The organism is Pseudomonas inefficax, assembly GCF_032164165.1.
Classification (GTDB): domain Bacteria; phylum Pseudomonadota; class Gammaproteobacteria; order Pseudomonadales; family Pseudomonadaceae; genus Aquipseudomonas; species Aquipseudomonas inefficax.
The window spans coordinates 2,523,467-2,538,119 of record NZ_CP134401.1; the positions used below are offsets into that span (position 1 = coordinate 2,523,467).

A 14,653-nucleotide genomic window follows, 5' to 3' on the forward strand; every position below is an offset into this window, starting at 1 on the left:
ATGTTCGGAAACGTTGCAGATCTGGAGCTACCGATGCCAGACGTCCCTTTCTGCGAAATCCGAATGATCCGCACTGCCTCCAGCGGCCTCAGGCCATACCTGCTGGTGCAGGGGGTTCCAGTGATCCTAGCAAACCTCTGGGCGGAGGATTTGCTCCACAGATCGCGTCTCAATACCGTCGAAAATTACTTACGTGACATCGCTATCGCGTACGAGTGGGCTCTCAGCCGAGGTTCTCCACTGGAAGCGAAGCTTGAGCGCCTAGCGGTGTTCAGCTCAGCGGAACTGACATCGCTGGCCGAACGCCTCTGCTCCACCAAACGCGGTGCGGGTGCGAGCCAATCGACATGCACCCGACGACTCGAAGCTGTCAAATCATTCATAGATTTCTCCTTCGAGCACTACGTTGAGCTCAATCGACTAGGTCTACTTGAGCAAAGCCAAGCGGAAAAAAACAAAGCCAAGAATCTGCGAAATCTTCAAAAAAAAATCACCAAGATTGCATATCAATCAGAACCGCCGCTACCTGCAACGCCACTTGACTCCGGGGGGCAAGCCTTATTCAAAGGGGTGCTCAGTCCTGATGACTTTAGGAACCCATTCCACAGTAAGCAGATACAGGCACGCAATTACTGTCTGTTCTTGGTAATGCTTGAAACACTTGCCAGGCGTGGCGAAGTTGTTCTCATAGAACTCGACGACGTTGACCTTGGCCCCTCACCTACAATACGCATCAAGCGCCCCAGCGATATCACCAGGGAGCGGAGACAGGACGGGGCTAGTCTCAAGACGCGCGGTCGGATGGTCCCCATAACCGCATCGGTAGCCGCGGTTCTGAACGAATACATTTCCGATCATCGCCCTAAACTGATCAAACCAAAAAGACCTTGTACAGCCCTATTCGTGAGTTCCCGTGACGGAAGACGGTTATCTGCGCGAACCGTAAACACCATTCTTCGTACCGTTGCAGCCAGCCTCGGCTTGCCAAACTTTTCAACACGAATTCATCCGCACGGATTGAGGGCGACAGGGGCAAATATAGCTCGCAAAAAGTTTGAAAAAAGTGGCGCCCACAGCATTAATGTAAAAGATGCTCTAGCGTATCTGGGCGGATGGAGCCCCAGCAGCGAAAGTGTTCAGCGTTACTCTCGGCAGGCCATATCTGATCGGCTCGGCGAAATCATCAGAAACTCTGACAGCTCAACTTTTCGAGGCAATGAAGATGATTAAAATTTCGCCTACCGAACTCGTAACCCAGATCGAATGTCGCTTCGGCATCGAGGCCGATGTCTTTCCTTCCACAGTCATATCCACCTTCGGCCAGGCCATAACAATTCACAACAATGATGCGTGGGTTGAAAAAATAACGGTAGAGATTGTCGGGTGTGCTCCGATGAATATTGCGTGGAGCAAGCCTCTACATTCTAACTTGTTAGTTGAGTGGCTACTCAGAGGGTGGTTCATCGACAGACTCCAAACCCACATCGACCTTAGGCCTCTGATTGTCGTCCAGCGGCTTCTGGCCCAGCATAAATTTTCGGGAAATGACGCGGATACTATTGGCAATAGGTTATCGACATTTGCTGTACGTGAATGCACTAGTTTAAAAGCATCAAGTTGGTACGAGGACCTAGTTGCTCTTCGAGTATTTTATCGATGGTGCCTGGATGAAGAGGTCCCAGGTTTCAACGAACATGACAGCCTTGAACTATCACAGCTTACAGTAAAGACGTTTGATAACAGGCATTTGGTCACGATGCGAGATGATGACTTTGGCCCTTTCACTCGCGTACAACTCGCGAACATTGAGATGACGCTTGTCAGCAATCCGCTCGTCACTCATGTCCAGCGCACACTTTTTTTGCTCTGTCGCGACTGGGCTCTTCGCCCTATACAGTTAGCCCTAATGCAGATTACTGACTTCGGGGTTGATGAGGGCGGCCCCTTTGTAAAGGTGCCGAGCGTTAAAGGAATTAGACGCTCAAGGCTCAGGAGGCATCCGAGCAACCTGGTAAAACGTTACATCGCTAACGATACTGCAGAGGCAGTAGAACTTCAGTGCACTTTAGCTGAGACCCAATGCAATGCCGCATCGAAGGACATCAACGCGATATGTGCCAGGCATGGAATAAGCACTCCAGTGCTTCCTACGCCGTTGTTTCCCTCGGCGTACAAAACCGAAAACCGCCTTTTACGCTTCCTCACCAACCCCAAGCTGACACCATTCACATTACATCTCGACAATCATAGAATAAGTTATGCGCTAACATCTCTCACTTGGATACTCCAGTTACCAGACCCTCACCGGCCCATACAAAAAACAGAACCCTTCATGCGGATCACAGCGTACCGACTGCGCAGGACCAAGGCTACTTCAATGGTTCTTTCCGGTGCATCTCCTGAAGAAGTCGCTGAAGCTTTAGATCATTCAAACCTGAACTCTATAAAGCACTACTTCCATTACAACCTTGAGCTGCAAGAGTTCATAAATACGACCCACATGGCAAGCCCGGAGATCAATGCAGCCGTGCAGATGTGGTGCGGCAAATTCATGGAAGAAATCCCTGAAAGATCCGCGCTAAGGCCAATAAGTGGCTTAGGGTCATGCAATTCTGAAGGGCCATGCCCTTACCACCCGACGGTCACTTGCTATGCATGCCCTAAATTCAGACCTAGCCGTCATGCTAATCATGAAGGGGCTTTAGCAGACATCACTAAATTCCAGCAGATGCTCGGGAGCAATTCCACTGGCGCTATGGCCCAACAGGTCGAAGCAGCAATTCACGGCGCTAAGTCAGTAATCATCGCTGTGAAGGAGTTAGAAGATTGAGCATATCAATGGCGGTCTTAGAAGATAGATATAAACATGCAGAGCACCAATTTAATGACCTGAAAGCAAACGGATTAGTAGGAGGGGATTTCGAGGGCAAGGTATGGCAGTATAGGGGGAGTAATATCCCCTTCACATCATTCGACCCTAACAACAAGCGAAATCAAGATCAGTCCCCTCTCCCGCTAGTGATTGGCAAGCTTGCGCGCTGCTTTATAGTTAAAGAAATTCTGGCACAACCATCAGCCGAGCTTATCATCGGAAGAATGGCATCGATTAGGCATCTATCAGCAGTAATGGAAAGCCAGAACGTTGAATGGAGTGGCGTAACACGCACAGTCTGAATCGCCCCTGGTTTCGTAGACACCTCCAAGCCTCATAATGAGGCCCAAATAGGAGGTGCCATGAGTCGTCAGCGTTACCCCGAAGAATTCAAGATCGAAGCGGTCAAGCAAGTGACCGAGAAAGGCAAACCTGTCGCCGATGTCGCCCAGCGCCTGGGCATGTCCGTGCACAGTCTTTACGCCTGGATCAAGGTCTACAGCAAGCCCCAAGAGCAGCGTCAGCAAGACGACGATCAGCAGGCCGAACTGCGCAAGCTACGCGCTGAACTCAAGCGCGTGACGGAAGAGCGAGACATCTTAAAAAAGGCCGCCGCGTACTTTGCCAAGGAGTGCGGCTGAAGTACGCCTTCATCAAGAAGCACTCGACTGATTACCCGGTGCGGCGCCTTTGCCAAACCCTCAAGGTGCACCCCAGCGGCTATTACGCCTGGCTGGCCGAGCCTCAATCTGCCCGAGCAAAAGAAGATCAACGTCTGCTTGGCTTGATCAAACACGCTTGGCTGGAAAGCGGAGGTGTATACGGCTACCGCAAAATTCACGATGACCTGCGTGAGCTGGGAGAGGAATGCGGCCGAAATCGAGTCAGGCGCTTGATGCAGGCGGAGGGGCTGCGTTCTCAAACGGGCTATCGGCGGCGTCCAGGGTTCTATGGTGGAAAACCAACAGTGGCCTCGCCCAACCACCTCGCGCGGCAGTTCAAGGTAAGTGAGCCGAACAAGGTCTGGGTGACAGATATCACTTACATCCGCACCTATGAAGGGTGGCTCTACCTCGCGGTAGTGCTGGATCTGTTCTCACGCCAAGTAATTGGTTGGTCAATGAAGCCAAGGATGTGCAGCGACCTGGCTATCGACGCGATGTTGATGGCTGTTTGGCGACGCAAGCCTCAGCAGCAAGTTATGATTCACTCAGATCAAGGCAGTCAGTTCAGTAGCTCGGATTGGAAAAGCTTTTTGAAGGCCAACAATGTAATCAGCAGCATGAGCCGGCGGGGAAACTGCCACGACAATGCCGTAGCCGAGAGCTTTTTCCAGCTTTTGAAGCGAGAGCGAATCCGACGAAAGATCTACACAACCCGTGAAGAAGCCCGAAGTGATATTTTCGATTACATCGAGATGTTCTATAACCCTAAACGCCGACACAGCAGTGCTATGCAGCTGTCTCCAGTAGAGTATGAGAAACGCTATTTCCTGAGCTTGGAGAGTGTCTAGAAAACCAGGGGCGATTCAAACCTCTCTGAATTGGCATTCATTTCTAAGATCGCTTTATTCACAGCGCTGATGGATTCTTCGGTCCACTGAGGATCAGTATCGGAATCAACGTCCATCTCACAGCCGGGCTGGAGCTTGTAGCCCGGCATCTGTTCTGACTTATGGTGCACAAGCTTGTTTCTTGCCTTATTGAGGGCGTGCAGCTCATTCAGCACTGGCTCCTCCGACAGTGATCGGCCGCAAATCATCTGCGGGACGATTCGCCACTTACCATCGAGATTGGCCTTATCCAAGGCGGCCGTCACCTTGTCGCCGAGGTTGATCGCAGCCAGTTCGTACACACCGGACTCCAAAGCCATTGCCGTGAAGACGATGCTTTTGATACCAAGCTGAAGCATGCGGTCGTCCTGCACCACTCGTTTGGCACAGTAACCGTCTTCTGGAGGCTCAGGTACCCGATTCTCAAAATCCTTCAAATAGAGGCTGTAAGCTTCTTCAGCCATCTCCGCAAAAACGTATGTCAAGCTACCAGCAAGAGCCCAGCTTTTCTGCACCAGGAAGGTTTTTTCGAAAGTGGCAACGAGATCGTTCACAGAGCGAATCCTTGATAGATGAGCATTTGTGCATTTTGAAACTAATGGAAAACAGCAGCGAACGAGGCGGAACCGAAGGTTCAGTGCGTCTGAGAGACTGCTGGGATCAGGCGGAGGCTGAGCGATACGCGAGCCACGATTTCCCATTCCCTGCACATGGGGCGGGAGTCGTAGGACATGCAACAATCGTGATGAAACTTACAATAGAACGCAAGCAGCCTGTAAGCGCTCTATCTTGCGGCTTAGAGAAATATGCAACATTTAACTTGATACCATAACCGCGCAGGATCAAGGCCGCCGCGTTATGCAGCAACGCCCGTCGTACCACTTCGCGCGGGTAGACATTGGCCCGATCTATCGTGCCTCGGAAGAGGATCTCAAACGCCAACGGCCTGTGCTTGGTATCGAGAAAGAGGCATCCGAACACCTCGCTGACTTCATGTCGCAGCATCGCTTTCAAATAGCGCCTCACCGTTGCCGGGCTGTCCATCGCGGATTCACGCTCAATCGAAGTTGCAAGGTGCCTGCGCCCGATCTCTAGCAGCGCCTGCAGCTGGCTGTACCTCACCGGGCCCAACCCAAGCTCGCCGACGAAGGCCTCACGGTCTGCCTCCAGCAACTGGCGCAACCCCCCGAACTTCACGAGCAGACCTCGCGCCAGCTCCACGACATTGCGCCCACGCACACCTGAGCCGAGAAATACAGCCAGCAATTCCGCGTCCGTCAGGCTTCCGGCCCCACGCTGCAGCAACTTCTCCCTCGGCCGCTCTTCAGCCGGCCATTCCCTGATATTCATCCCGTCCCTCTGCCCTTGCTGCGGCCCATTTCGGCCCTGTGTTAATCTATTTCGCCTCGTACATGCGACGTTCTGCCGCAGGCATTTTCAAACGTCGACGCCCGCTCTCACTGGAAAAAGGCAAGCCTATGCAGCGGCTGTATCGCAAGCGCATCGTTCTCGGCGTGGGTGGCGGCATTGCCGCCTACAAAAGCGCCGAACTGATTCGCCGACTCCTGGAGCACGGCGCGCAGGTGCGCGTCGTCATGACCCGTGGTGGTGCAGAGTTCATCACCCCGCTGACCCTGCAGGCGCTGTCGGGCCACCCGGTGCACATGGACCTGCTCGACCCTGCCGCCGAAGCGGCCATGGGCCACATCGAACTGGCCAAGTGGGCCGACCTGGTGCTGATCGCCCCGGCCACCGCCGACCTCATGGCGCGCATGGCCCAGGGCATGGCCGACGACCTGCTGACCACCCTGGTGCTGGCTACCGATGCCACCGTCGCCGTGGCCCCGGCCATGAACCAGGCCATGTGGCGCGACCCGGCGACCCAGGCCAACCTCGAACTGCTCAAGAGCCGTGGCATCCAGGTGTTCGGCCCGGCGTCCGGCAGCCAGGCCTGTGGCGATGTGGGCCTTGGCCGCATGCTTGAAGCCACCGACCTGGCCTGGTGCGCCGCGGAAAGCTTCAAGCGCCAGGCCCTGACCGGCAAGCACGTACTGATCACCGCCGGCCCGACCCAGGAAAACATCGACCCGGTGCGCTACATCACCAATCATAGCTCCGGCAAGATGGGCTTTGCCCTGGCCGAAGCGGCCGCCGAAGCCGGGGCTCGGGTCACCCTTGTCACCGGCCCGGTACACCTGCCGACCCCCGACCGGGTCAGCCGAATCGACGTGGTCAGCGCGCGGGACATGCTCGCGGCCTGTGAAGCGGCCATGCCGTGCGACCTGTTCATCGCCTCTGCGGCGGTTGCGGACTACCGCCCGGAAGTCGTTGCCACGCAAAAACTGAAGAAAGATCCTACGACCGGCGACGGCATGCTGCTGCAGATGGTGCGCAATCCCGATATCCTTGCCACCATCGCTGGCCGCGCCGACCGCCCGTTCAGCGTCGGTTTCGCCGCAGAGACCGAACACTTGCTCGATTACGCCACGCGCAAGCTCAAGGACAAGAACCTCGACCTGATCGTCGCCAATGATGTGGCCAACCCCAGCATCGGCTTCAACAGCGAGGAAAACGCCTTGACCGTGATCGACCGCCAGCAGCACCAGACCCTCTTCGCGCAGACCAGCAAAGGCAAGATTGCCCGGCAACTGGTCGCCTTCATCGCCGACCGGCTCAATCAGGTTCAATAAGTTACATGCACGCTCTTCAAGCCAAGATCCTCGACCCACGCCTGGGTAGCGAATTCCCGCTGCCGACCTACGCCACCCCCGGTTCCGCCGGCCTCGACCTGCGCGCCCTGCTCAAGGAAGACACCATCCTCGAGCCAGGCCAGACCCTGCTGATCCCGACCGGCCTGTCGATCTACATCGGCGACCCGGGCCTGGCGGCGATGATTCTGCCGCGCTCGGGCCTGGGCCATAAGCACGGCATCGTGCTGGGCAACCTGGTCGGGCTGATCGACTCGGACTACCAGGGCGAGCTGATGGTGTCGTGCTGGAACCGTGGCAACACGCCGTTCACCATCGCCGTTGGCGAGCGCATTGCCCAGCTGGTGCTGGTACCCGTGGTACAAGCCCATTTCGACATCGTCGAAGCGTTCGATGAAAGCCAGCGCGGCGCTGGCGGCTTCGGCCATTCCGGCAGCCACTGAGCCGAGAAATGACCGTTCAGGCCAAGGATGGCGAACTCTCTGGCGAAACCACCGTCCAAGCGTTCAGTTTGCGCCTGCCCAGAAAGCCTTTGACTAATGGAGCTTCCAGAGATGAACGACATGGCCCACCTGGCACCCGCCGCGCTGCCAGACAGCATTTTCCGCGCGTATGACATTCGCGGCGTGGTCGGCAAGACCCTTCACGCCGAAACCGCCTACTGGATTGGCCGCGCCATCGGCGCGCAGAGCCTGGCCCAGGGCGAACCGCAGGTTTCGGTCGGCCGTGATGGCCGCCTGTCCGGCCCGATGCTGGTCGAACAACTGATCAACGGCCTGGTCGATGCCGGTTGCCAGGTCAGCGACGTCGGCCTGGTGCCGACCCCGGCGCTGTACTACGCAGCCAACGTGCTGGCTGGCAAGTCGGGCGTGATGCTGACCGGCAGCCACAACCCTTCGGACTACAACGGCTTCAAGATCGTCATCGCTGGCGACACCCTGGCCAATGAGCAGATCCAGGCCCTGCTGACCCGCCTGAAAACCAACGACGTACCGCGCGGCGAAGGCAACGTGCAGAAGGTCGAGATCCTCGATCGCTACTTCCAGCAGATCGTCGGCGACGTGAAGCTGGCCAAGAAGCTCAAGGTCGTGGTCGATTGCGGCAACGGCGCTGCCGGTGTGGTGGCCCCACAGCTGATCGAAGCCCTGGGCTGCGAGGTCATCCCGCTGTTCTGCGAGGTGGACGGCAACTTCCCTAACCACCACCCGGATCCGGGCAAGCCGGAAAACCTCGAAGACCTGATCGCCAAGGTCAAGGAAACCAGCGCCGATATCGGCCTGGCTTTCGACGGTGACGGCGACCGCGTCGGCGTGGTGACCAACACCGGCAGCATCGTCTACCCCGACCGCCTGCTGATGCTGTTTGCCCAGGACGTGCTGTCGCGCAACCCGGGCGCCGAGATCATCTTCGACGTCAAATGCACCCGTCGCCTGACCCCGCTGATCGAGCAGCACGGCGGCCGCGCACTGATGTGGAAGACTGGTCACTCGCTGATCAAAAAGAAGATGAAGCAGACCGGCTCGCTGCTGGCCGGCGAGATGAGCGGTCACATCTTCATCAAGGAACGCTGGTACGGTTTCGACGATGGCATCTACAGCGCCGTGCGCCTGCTGGAGATCCTCAGCAAGGCCGATCAGAGCGCCGAAGACCTGTTTGCCGCGTTCCCGAACGATATTTCCACGCCGGAAATCAATATTGATGTGACCGACGAGGGTAAATTCAGCATCATTGATGCACTGCAACGCGACGCCGACTGGGGCGAAGCCCACCTGACCACCATCGACGGTGTGCGGGTGGATTACGCCCACGGCTGGGGCCTGGTTCGCGCCTCCAACACCACCCCGGTGCTGGTGCTGCGCTTCGAGGCCGACAGCGACGCCGAATTGCAACGTATCAAGGATGTTTTCCGTGCCCAGTTGCTGCGGGTTGAGCCTGAGCTGCAACTGCCGTTCTGACCGACTATCTGTTCCTTACAGGAGCCCTGCATGACCCTCGATCGCGATGCCGCTTCCCATGTAGCCGAGGTTTTGTCCGAAGCACTGCCTTACATTCGCCGCTTTGTCGGCAAGACCCTGGTGATCAAGTACGGCGGCAACGCGATGGAGAGCGAGGAGCTCAAGACCGGCTTCGCCCGTGACATCGTGCTGATGAAGGCTGTGGGCATCAACCCGGTGGTGGTCCACGGTGGTGGCCCGCAGATCGGCGACCTGCTCAAGCGCCTGTCGATCGAAAGCCACTTCATCGACGGCATGCGCGTCACCGACTCGGCGACCATGGACGTGGTGGAGATGGTGCTGGGTGGCCAGGTGAACAAGGACATCGTCAACCTGATCAACCGCCACGGCGGCAGCGCCATCGGCCTGACCGGCAAGGACGCGGAGCTGATTCGCGCCCGCAAGCTGACCGTCAGCCGCCAGACGCCCGAGATGACCACCCCGGAAATCATCGATATCGGCCACGTGGGCGAAGTGGTAAGCGTGAACACCGACCTGCTGAACATGCTGGTGAAGGGCGACTTCATCCCTGTGATCGCGCCGATCGGTGTGGGTGCCAACGGCGAGTCGTACAACATCAACGCCGACCTGGTGGCGGGCAAGGTAGCCGAGGCGCTGAAGGCCGAGAAGCTGATGCTGCTGACCAACATCGCCGGCCTGATGGACAAGCAGGGCGAAGTACTGACCGGCCTGACCACCGAGCAGGTCAACGAACTGATCGCCGACGGCACCATCTACGGCGGCATGCTGCCGAAGATCAAGTGCGCGCTGGATGCGGTGCAGGGCGGCGTGAACAGCTCGCACATCATCGACGGCCGCGTGCCGAATGCGGTGCTGCTGGAGATTTTCACCGACAGCGGCGTGGGTACCCTGATTACCAACCGCAAGCCGCGCTGATTGGTTGGTTAACCTGCACAGGCCTCTTCGCGGGCACGCCCGCTCCCACAGGGATAGCGCCAACCCTGTGGGAGCGGGTTTACCCGCGAAGAGGCCAGAACAGGCGACACAAAAAAGGCGACCTTCACAAGAAGGTCGCCTTTTTCATTTCCAGACCCGGATCAGATCCCGTACTGCGCCCGGTAAGCTTCCACAGCCGGCAGATGCTGCTTCAGCTGCGGGTCATCGGCCAGGAACTCCAGCACCTGCGTCAGCGAAACGATGCTGACCACCGGAATACCGAAGTCGCGCTCCACTTCCTGAATCGCCGACAGCTCGCCATTGCCACGCTCTTCGCGGTTCAGCGCGATCAGCACGCCTGCGGCCTTGGCCTGCTGGGCTTTGATGATCTGCATGACCTCACGAATGGCGGTACCGGCAGTGATCACATCGTCGATGATCAGCACATCACCAGCCAGTGGTGCACCGACCAGGCTGCCACCTTCACCGTGGTCCTTGGCTTCTTTGCGGTTGAAGCACCATGGCACGTCGAGCTGATGCTGATCGGCAAGGGCCACGGCAGTAGTCGCTGCCAGCGGGATACCCTTGTAGGCCGGGCCGAAAAGCACATCGAACGGGATCTTGCTGTCGACGATGGCTGCGGCATAGCAACGGCCCAGTTCGGCCAGGGCGGAACCGCTGTTGAACAGGCCGGCATTGAAGAAATACGGGCTGGTACGCCCCGATTTCAGGGTGAATTCACCGAAACGCAGTACCCCGCGATCGATGGCAAAACGGATGAAGTCGCGCTGATACGGCTGCATGGATAGTCCCGGACACCACGGATTTAGCTAAATGGGTTGAGCTCGGGTATCATACACGCACGAGATTTTTGGGGCCATTTATGCGGATCATCAGTGTGAACGTAAATGGCATTCAGGCTGCGGCCGAGCGTGGTTTGCTCAGCTGGCTGCAAGCCCAGAATGCCGACGTCATCTGCCTTCAGGATACCCGCGCCTCGGCCTTTGAACTCGATGACCCAGCTTTCCAGCTCGATGGCTATTTCCTTTATGCCTGCGACGCGGAGGTGCCTGCCCAAGGTGGTGTGGCCCTGTATTCGCGCATGCAGCCCAAGGCAGTCATCACCGGCCTGGGCTTCGAGACAGCCGACCGCTACGGGCGTTATCTGCAAGCAGATTTCGACAAAGTCAGTATTGCCAGCCTGCTGCTGCCTTCGGGCATGAACGGCGACGAAGACTTGAACCAGAAGTTCAAGTTGATGGACGACTTCGCCAAGTACCTGGACAAACAGCGTCGCAAGCGTCGCGAATACATCTACTGCGGCTCGTTCTACGTGGCGCAGCAGAAGCTCGACATCAAGAACTGGCGTGACAGCCAGCAGTCGCCGGGCTTCCTGGCGCCGGAGCGCGCCTGGATGGATGCGATCACCGGCGAGATGGGTTACGTCGATGCCCTGCGCGAAGTCAGCCGTGAAGGCGACCAGTACAGCTGGTGGCCGGACAACGAGCAGGCCGAGATGCTCAACCTGGGCTATCGGTTCGACTACCAGATCCTCACTCCGGGCCTGCGCCGCTTCGTGCGCAACGCCCGCCTGCCGCGTCAGCCGCGCTTCTCCCAGCATGCGCCGCTGATCGTCGACTATGACTGGACGTTGACCATCTGAAGGCATGGGGCCGCTTTGCGGCCCTATCGCGACACAAGGCCGCTCCTACAGGGGAATGCATATCCCTTGCAGGAGCGGCCTTGTGTCGCGATAGGGCTGCAAAGCAGCCCCAGCATTATTTGATCGGCCGCCAGATCATCGGGTAGCGATACGGCTTGCCCTCATTCGCCCGCACAGCCGCGATGATGATCAGGATCATCACCGCGACCATCAGCATGGCGAACAGCATCAGTCCGATGAACACGAACATCAGCAGGAAGCAGATGAACCCGGCAATGGTCACGCTGATCTGAAAGTTCAGCGCCTCTTTGCCCTGGGCGTCGATGAAAGGGTCTTGCTCGCGCTTGAGGTGCCACAGCACCAGCGGGCCCAGCAAGTGCCCGAGCGGCACCACCAGGCCCAGCAGCGCGGAGAGGTGGCAGAACATCGCCCACTGCCGGATTTCGGCATTGGGCGGGGTGATCGACAGGTTGGATTCGCTCATGCCCCGCACCTCCCTGGCTGGGTTCAGTCGGCCAGCGCCGCCTGCTGCAGTTCGAAGATCTCGGTCATGCCCTTCTGTGCCAGGGCGAGCATCGCGTTGAAGTCTTCAGGCTGGAACGGCGCGCCTTCGGCAGTACCCTGCACTTCGATGAAACCACCGGCGCTGGTCATGACCACGTTCAGGTCGGTTTCGGCAGCGGAGTCTTCCAGGTAGTCCAAGTCAAGCACCGCTTCGCCCTGGTACATGCCCACCGACACTGCGGCGATCATGTGCTTGAGCGGGTTGCCGGCCTTCAGGCCACCGCGCTTCTTGATCACCGCCAAGGCGTCGCACAGGGCGACCATGGCACCGGTGATGGACGCGGTACGGGTACCGCCATCGGCCTGGATCACGTCGCAGTCGACGTACAGAGTAATGTCACCGAGTTTGCTCATGTCCAGCGCGGCGCGCAGCGAACGACCGATGAGACGCTGGATTTCCAGGGTGCGGCCACCCTGTTTGCCACGGCTGGCTTCGCGCTGGTTACGCTCGCCGGTGGAGCGCGGCAGCATGCCGTATTCGGCGGTCAGCCAGCCTTGGCCCTGGCCTTTGAGGAAGCGCGGCACACCGTTTTCCACACTGACCGTGCAGATGACCTTTGTGTCACCGAACTCGACCAGTACCGACCCTTCGGCGTGCTTGGTGTAGTTGCGGGTGATGCGGATCGAGCGGAGCTGATCGGCGGCGCGACCACTTGGACGTTTCATCTGGGATACCTGTACTGGGACTTTGAATCTGCCGAGCATTATAGAGCCCACGGCCAGGGGAAGACATGCCTATTGTCGCGCCCCGCACAGCCCGTCGCCTTTTCCTACCGGCCAGGCCACCCGTCGGTAACATGGGTGGATTGGGCGCCAAGGCCCCACTGCGCTACAATCCTGCGCCTTGCAGCCGAGAGGCTCCCACCGTTCATTCATATACGCGAGGTACTCCCCATGGTGCACAGCATGACCGCTTTTGCTCGTGTCGAGCGCGCCGGCAGCCAAGGCACCCTGGTCTGGGAGCTGCGTTCGGTCAACCACCGTTACCTGGAGCCGCACCTGCGCCTGCCCGAGGCCCTGCGCGACCTCGAAGGCGCCGTGCGTGAAGGCCTGCGCCAGGGCCTGTCACGGGGCAAGGTGGAATGCACCTTGCGGCTCAACGAAGACAGCAACGGCAAACCGCTGAAGGTGGACCGCGAGCGCGCCGCGCAGCTGGTTGCCGCCGCCGAGGAAGTGGCCGGGCTGATCAAACAGCCGGCACCACTGAACCCGCTGGAGGTGCTGTCTTGGCCAGGCGTGCTGGTAGCCGACGCCAGCGATCCACAGGCACTGAATACAGAAGCCATGGCGTTGTTCGATGAGGCTCTGGCCGAGCTCAAGGCCGGGCGCCAGCGTGAAGGCCAGGAACTGGCCCGGCTGATCAACGAACGTCTGGACAACATGGCCAGCGAAGTCACCACCCTGCGTGCCCTGGTGCCGCAGATGCTGGCAGCACAACGGCAGAAGATCCTCGACCGCTTCGGCGACATGCAGGCCGAACTCGACCAGCAGCGCCTGGAGCAGGAGATGGTGCTGCTGGCGCAGAAGAGCGACGTGGCCGAGGAACTCGACCGCCTCAGCACTCACGTCACCGAAGTACGCCGGGTGCTCAAGGGTGGCGGTGCCGCCGGCCGACGCCTGGACTTCCTGATGCAGGAACTCAACCGCGAGGCCAATACCCTAGGCTCCAAGGCCTTCGACCCACGCAGCACGCAAGCGGCGGTCAACCTGAAGGTATTGATCGAACAGATGCGTGAACAAGTACAGAACATCGAGTAAGGCCACCCCGACCATGAACCACAGCAGCGGCACCCTCTACATCGTTTCGGCCCCTTCGGGCGCCGGCAAGACCAGCCTGGTCACCGCCCTGATCAAGGCCGACAAGCGCGTAAGCGTCTCGGTCTCGCACACTACCCGCGCCATGCGCCCAGGCGAAGAGCACGGCGTGAACTACCACTTCGTCAGCCATGACGACTTCAAGGGGCTGATCGCCAAGGGTGACTTCCTGGAACACGCCGAAGTGTTCGGCAATTTCTACGGGACTTCGCGCAGCGCGCTGCAAGAGGTGCTCGACCAGGGCAATGACCTGATCCTGGAGATCGACTGGCAAGGCGCCCAGCAGGTACGCAAGCTGATGCCCGAGGCCTTGTCGGTGTTCATCCTGCCGCCAAGCCAGCAGGCCCTGCGCGAGCGCCTGGATGGCCGCGGGCAGGATAGCGAAGAAATCATTGCCGGGCGCATGCAGGAAGCGGTCAGCGAGATGGTGCACTACGACGAGTACGACTACGTGATCATCAACGATGATTTCGACGTGGCGCTGGAGGATTTGAAAGCGGTGTTCCGCTCCAATCGCCTGCGGCTGAAGAAGCAGCAACAACGCAACAGCGGGCTGCTGAAAGAACTACTTTCCTGAAAGAGCGAACG

At 58.5% G+C, this 14,653-nt stretch carries 14 protein-coding genes and 1 pseudogene; 10 read left to right on the forward strand and 5 right to left on the reverse strand.

Annotated elements, in window-relative coordinates; genetic code table 11:
* Positions 1-33: 33 nt before the first annotated feature.
* From RIN61_RS11280 to RIN61_RS11290, 3 genes are all read left to right on the forward strand, one after another.
* A complete protein-coding gene (locus RIN61_RS11280; protein ID WP_313857203.1) occupies positions 34-1,230 on the forward strand; it encodes a tyrosine-type recombinase/integrase in 1,197 nt (398 codons plus the stop codon).
* Positions 1,133-2,830 (forward strand): site-specific integrase, encoded by a 1,698-nt coding sequence (locus RIN61_RS11285; RefSeq protein ID WP_313857206.1) that lies wholly within the window; start codon positions 1,133-1,135, stop codon positions 2,828-2,830. The genes RIN61_RS11280 and RIN61_RS11285 overlap by 98 nt, the downstream gene beginning before the upstream one ends.
* A 404-nt stretch (positions 2,831-3,234) precedes the next feature.
* A protein-coding gene (locus RIN61_RS11290; protein WP_087535084.1) for an IS3 family transposase occupies positions 3,235-4,385 on the forward strand; the annotation gives its coding sequence in 2 pieces (ribosomal slippage) (positions 3,235-3,469 and positions 3,469-4,385; 1,152 coding nt in all).
* Here RIN61_RS11290 and RIN61_RS11295 read toward each other — a convergent pair.
* Together RIN61_RS11295 and RIN61_RS11300 are read right to left on the reverse strand one after the other, a co-directional pair.
* Positions 4,382-4,978, reverse strand: coding sequence for a hypothetical protein (locus RIN61_RS11295; protein ID WP_313857208.1), 597 nt, complete (start codon positions 4,976-4,978; stop codon positions 4,382-4,384). The two genes, RIN61_RS11290 and RIN61_RS11295, sit on opposite strands and share 4 nt — an antisense overlap.
* A 106-nt stretch (positions 4,979-5,084) precedes the next feature.
* Entirely contained in the window at positions 5,085-5,774 is a 690-nt protein-coding gene (locus RIN61_RS11300; protein WP_313857210.1) for a JAB domain-containing protein, read from the reverse strand.
* 128 nt (positions 5,775-5,902) lie between these two features.
* Here RIN61_RS11300 and coaBC point away from each other — a divergent pair, with 128 nt between their 5' ends.
* The 4 genes and pseudogenes from coaBC to argB all read left to right on the forward strand — a co-directional run bounded on the left by coaBC (position 5,903) and on the right by argB (position 10,023).
* The gene (gene coaBC / locus RIN61_RS11305; RefSeq protein WP_112249413.1) at positions 5,903-7,114 is read left to right on the forward strand and encodes a bifunctional phosphopantothenoylcysteine decarboxylase/phosphopantothenate--cysteine ligase CoaBC; all 1,212 of its coding nucleotides are present in this window, start codon (positions 5,903-5,905) and stop codon (positions 7,112-7,114) included.
* A 5-nt stretch (positions 7,115-7,119) separates the two neighbouring features.
* Positions 7,120-7,575: a dUTP diphosphatase gene (gene dut / locus RIN61_RS11310; RefSeq protein WP_215520554.1), complete on the forward strand. Its 456-nt coding sequence runs from the start codon at positions 7,120-7,122 to the stop codon at positions 7,573-7,575.
* Positions 7,576-7,719: 144 nt separating this feature from the next.
* A pseudogene (locus tag RIN61_RS11315) lies at positions 7,720-9,087 on the forward strand (phosphomannomutase/phosphoglucomutase); the annotation flags it as partial.
* A 30-nt stretch (positions 9,088-9,117) separates the two neighbouring features.
* Positions 9,118-10,023 carry an acetylglutamate kinase gene (gene argB / locus RIN61_RS11320; protein WP_085621522.1) on the forward strand — a complete coding sequence of 302 codons (906 nt, stop codon included), beginning with the start codon at positions 9,118-9,120 and terminating at the stop codon, positions 10,021-10,023.
* A gap of 161 nt (positions 10,024-10,184) precedes the next feature.
* Here argB and pyrE read toward each other — a convergent pair whose 3' ends face one another.
* Positions 10,185-10,826 (reverse strand): orotate phosphoribosyltransferase, encoded by a 642-nt coding sequence (gene pyrE / locus RIN61_RS11325; protein WP_313857218.1) that lies wholly within the window; start codon positions 10,824-10,826, stop codon positions 10,185-10,187.
* Between the two features lie 80 nt (positions 10,827-10,906).
* Here pyrE and RIN61_RS11330 point away from each other — a divergent pair, with 80 nt between their 5' ends.
* Positions 10,907-11,686 (forward strand): catabolite repression control protein Crc, encoded by a 780-nt coding sequence (locus RIN61_RS11330; RefSeq protein ID WP_003253401.1) that lies wholly within the window; start codon positions 10,907-10,909, stop codon positions 11,684-11,686.
* Positions 11,687-11,801: 115 nt separating this feature from the next.
* Here RIN61_RS11330 and RIN61_RS11335 read toward each other — a convergent pair whose 3' ends face one another.
* Both RIN61_RS11335 and rph read right to left on the reverse strand, forming a co-directional pair.
* Positions 11,802-12,170 (reverse strand): DUF4870 domain-containing protein, encoded by a 369-nt coding sequence (locus tag RIN61_RS11335; RefSeq protein ID WP_112249417.1) that lies wholly within the window; start codon positions 12,168-12,170, stop codon positions 11,802-11,804.
* A gap of 23 nt (positions 12,171-12,193) precedes the next feature.
* Positions 12,194-12,916 carry a ribonuclease PH gene (gene rph / locus RIN61_RS11340; RefSeq protein WP_051096411.1) on the reverse strand — a complete coding sequence of 241 codons (723 nt, stop codon included), beginning with the start codon at positions 12,914-12,916 and terminating at the stop codon, positions 12,194-12,196.
* 228 nt (positions 12,917-13,144) lie between these two features.
* Here rph and RIN61_RS11345 point away from each other — a divergent pair, with 228 nt between their 5' ends.
* Together RIN61_RS11345 and gmk are read left to right on the forward strand one after the other, a co-directional pair.
* Positions 13,145-14,008 (forward strand): YicC/YloC family endoribonuclease, encoded by an 864-nt coding sequence (locus RIN61_RS11345; RefSeq protein ID WP_207877013.1) that lies wholly within the window; start codon positions 13,145-13,147, stop codon positions 14,006-14,008.
* A gap of 13 nt (positions 14,009-14,021) precedes the next feature.
* A complete protein-coding gene (gmk, locus tag RIN61_RS11350; RefSeq protein ID WP_112249419.1) occupies positions 14,022-14,642 on the forward strand; it encodes a guanylate kinase in 621 nt (206 codons plus the stop codon).
* Positions 14,643-14,653 lie beyond the last annotated feature (11 nt).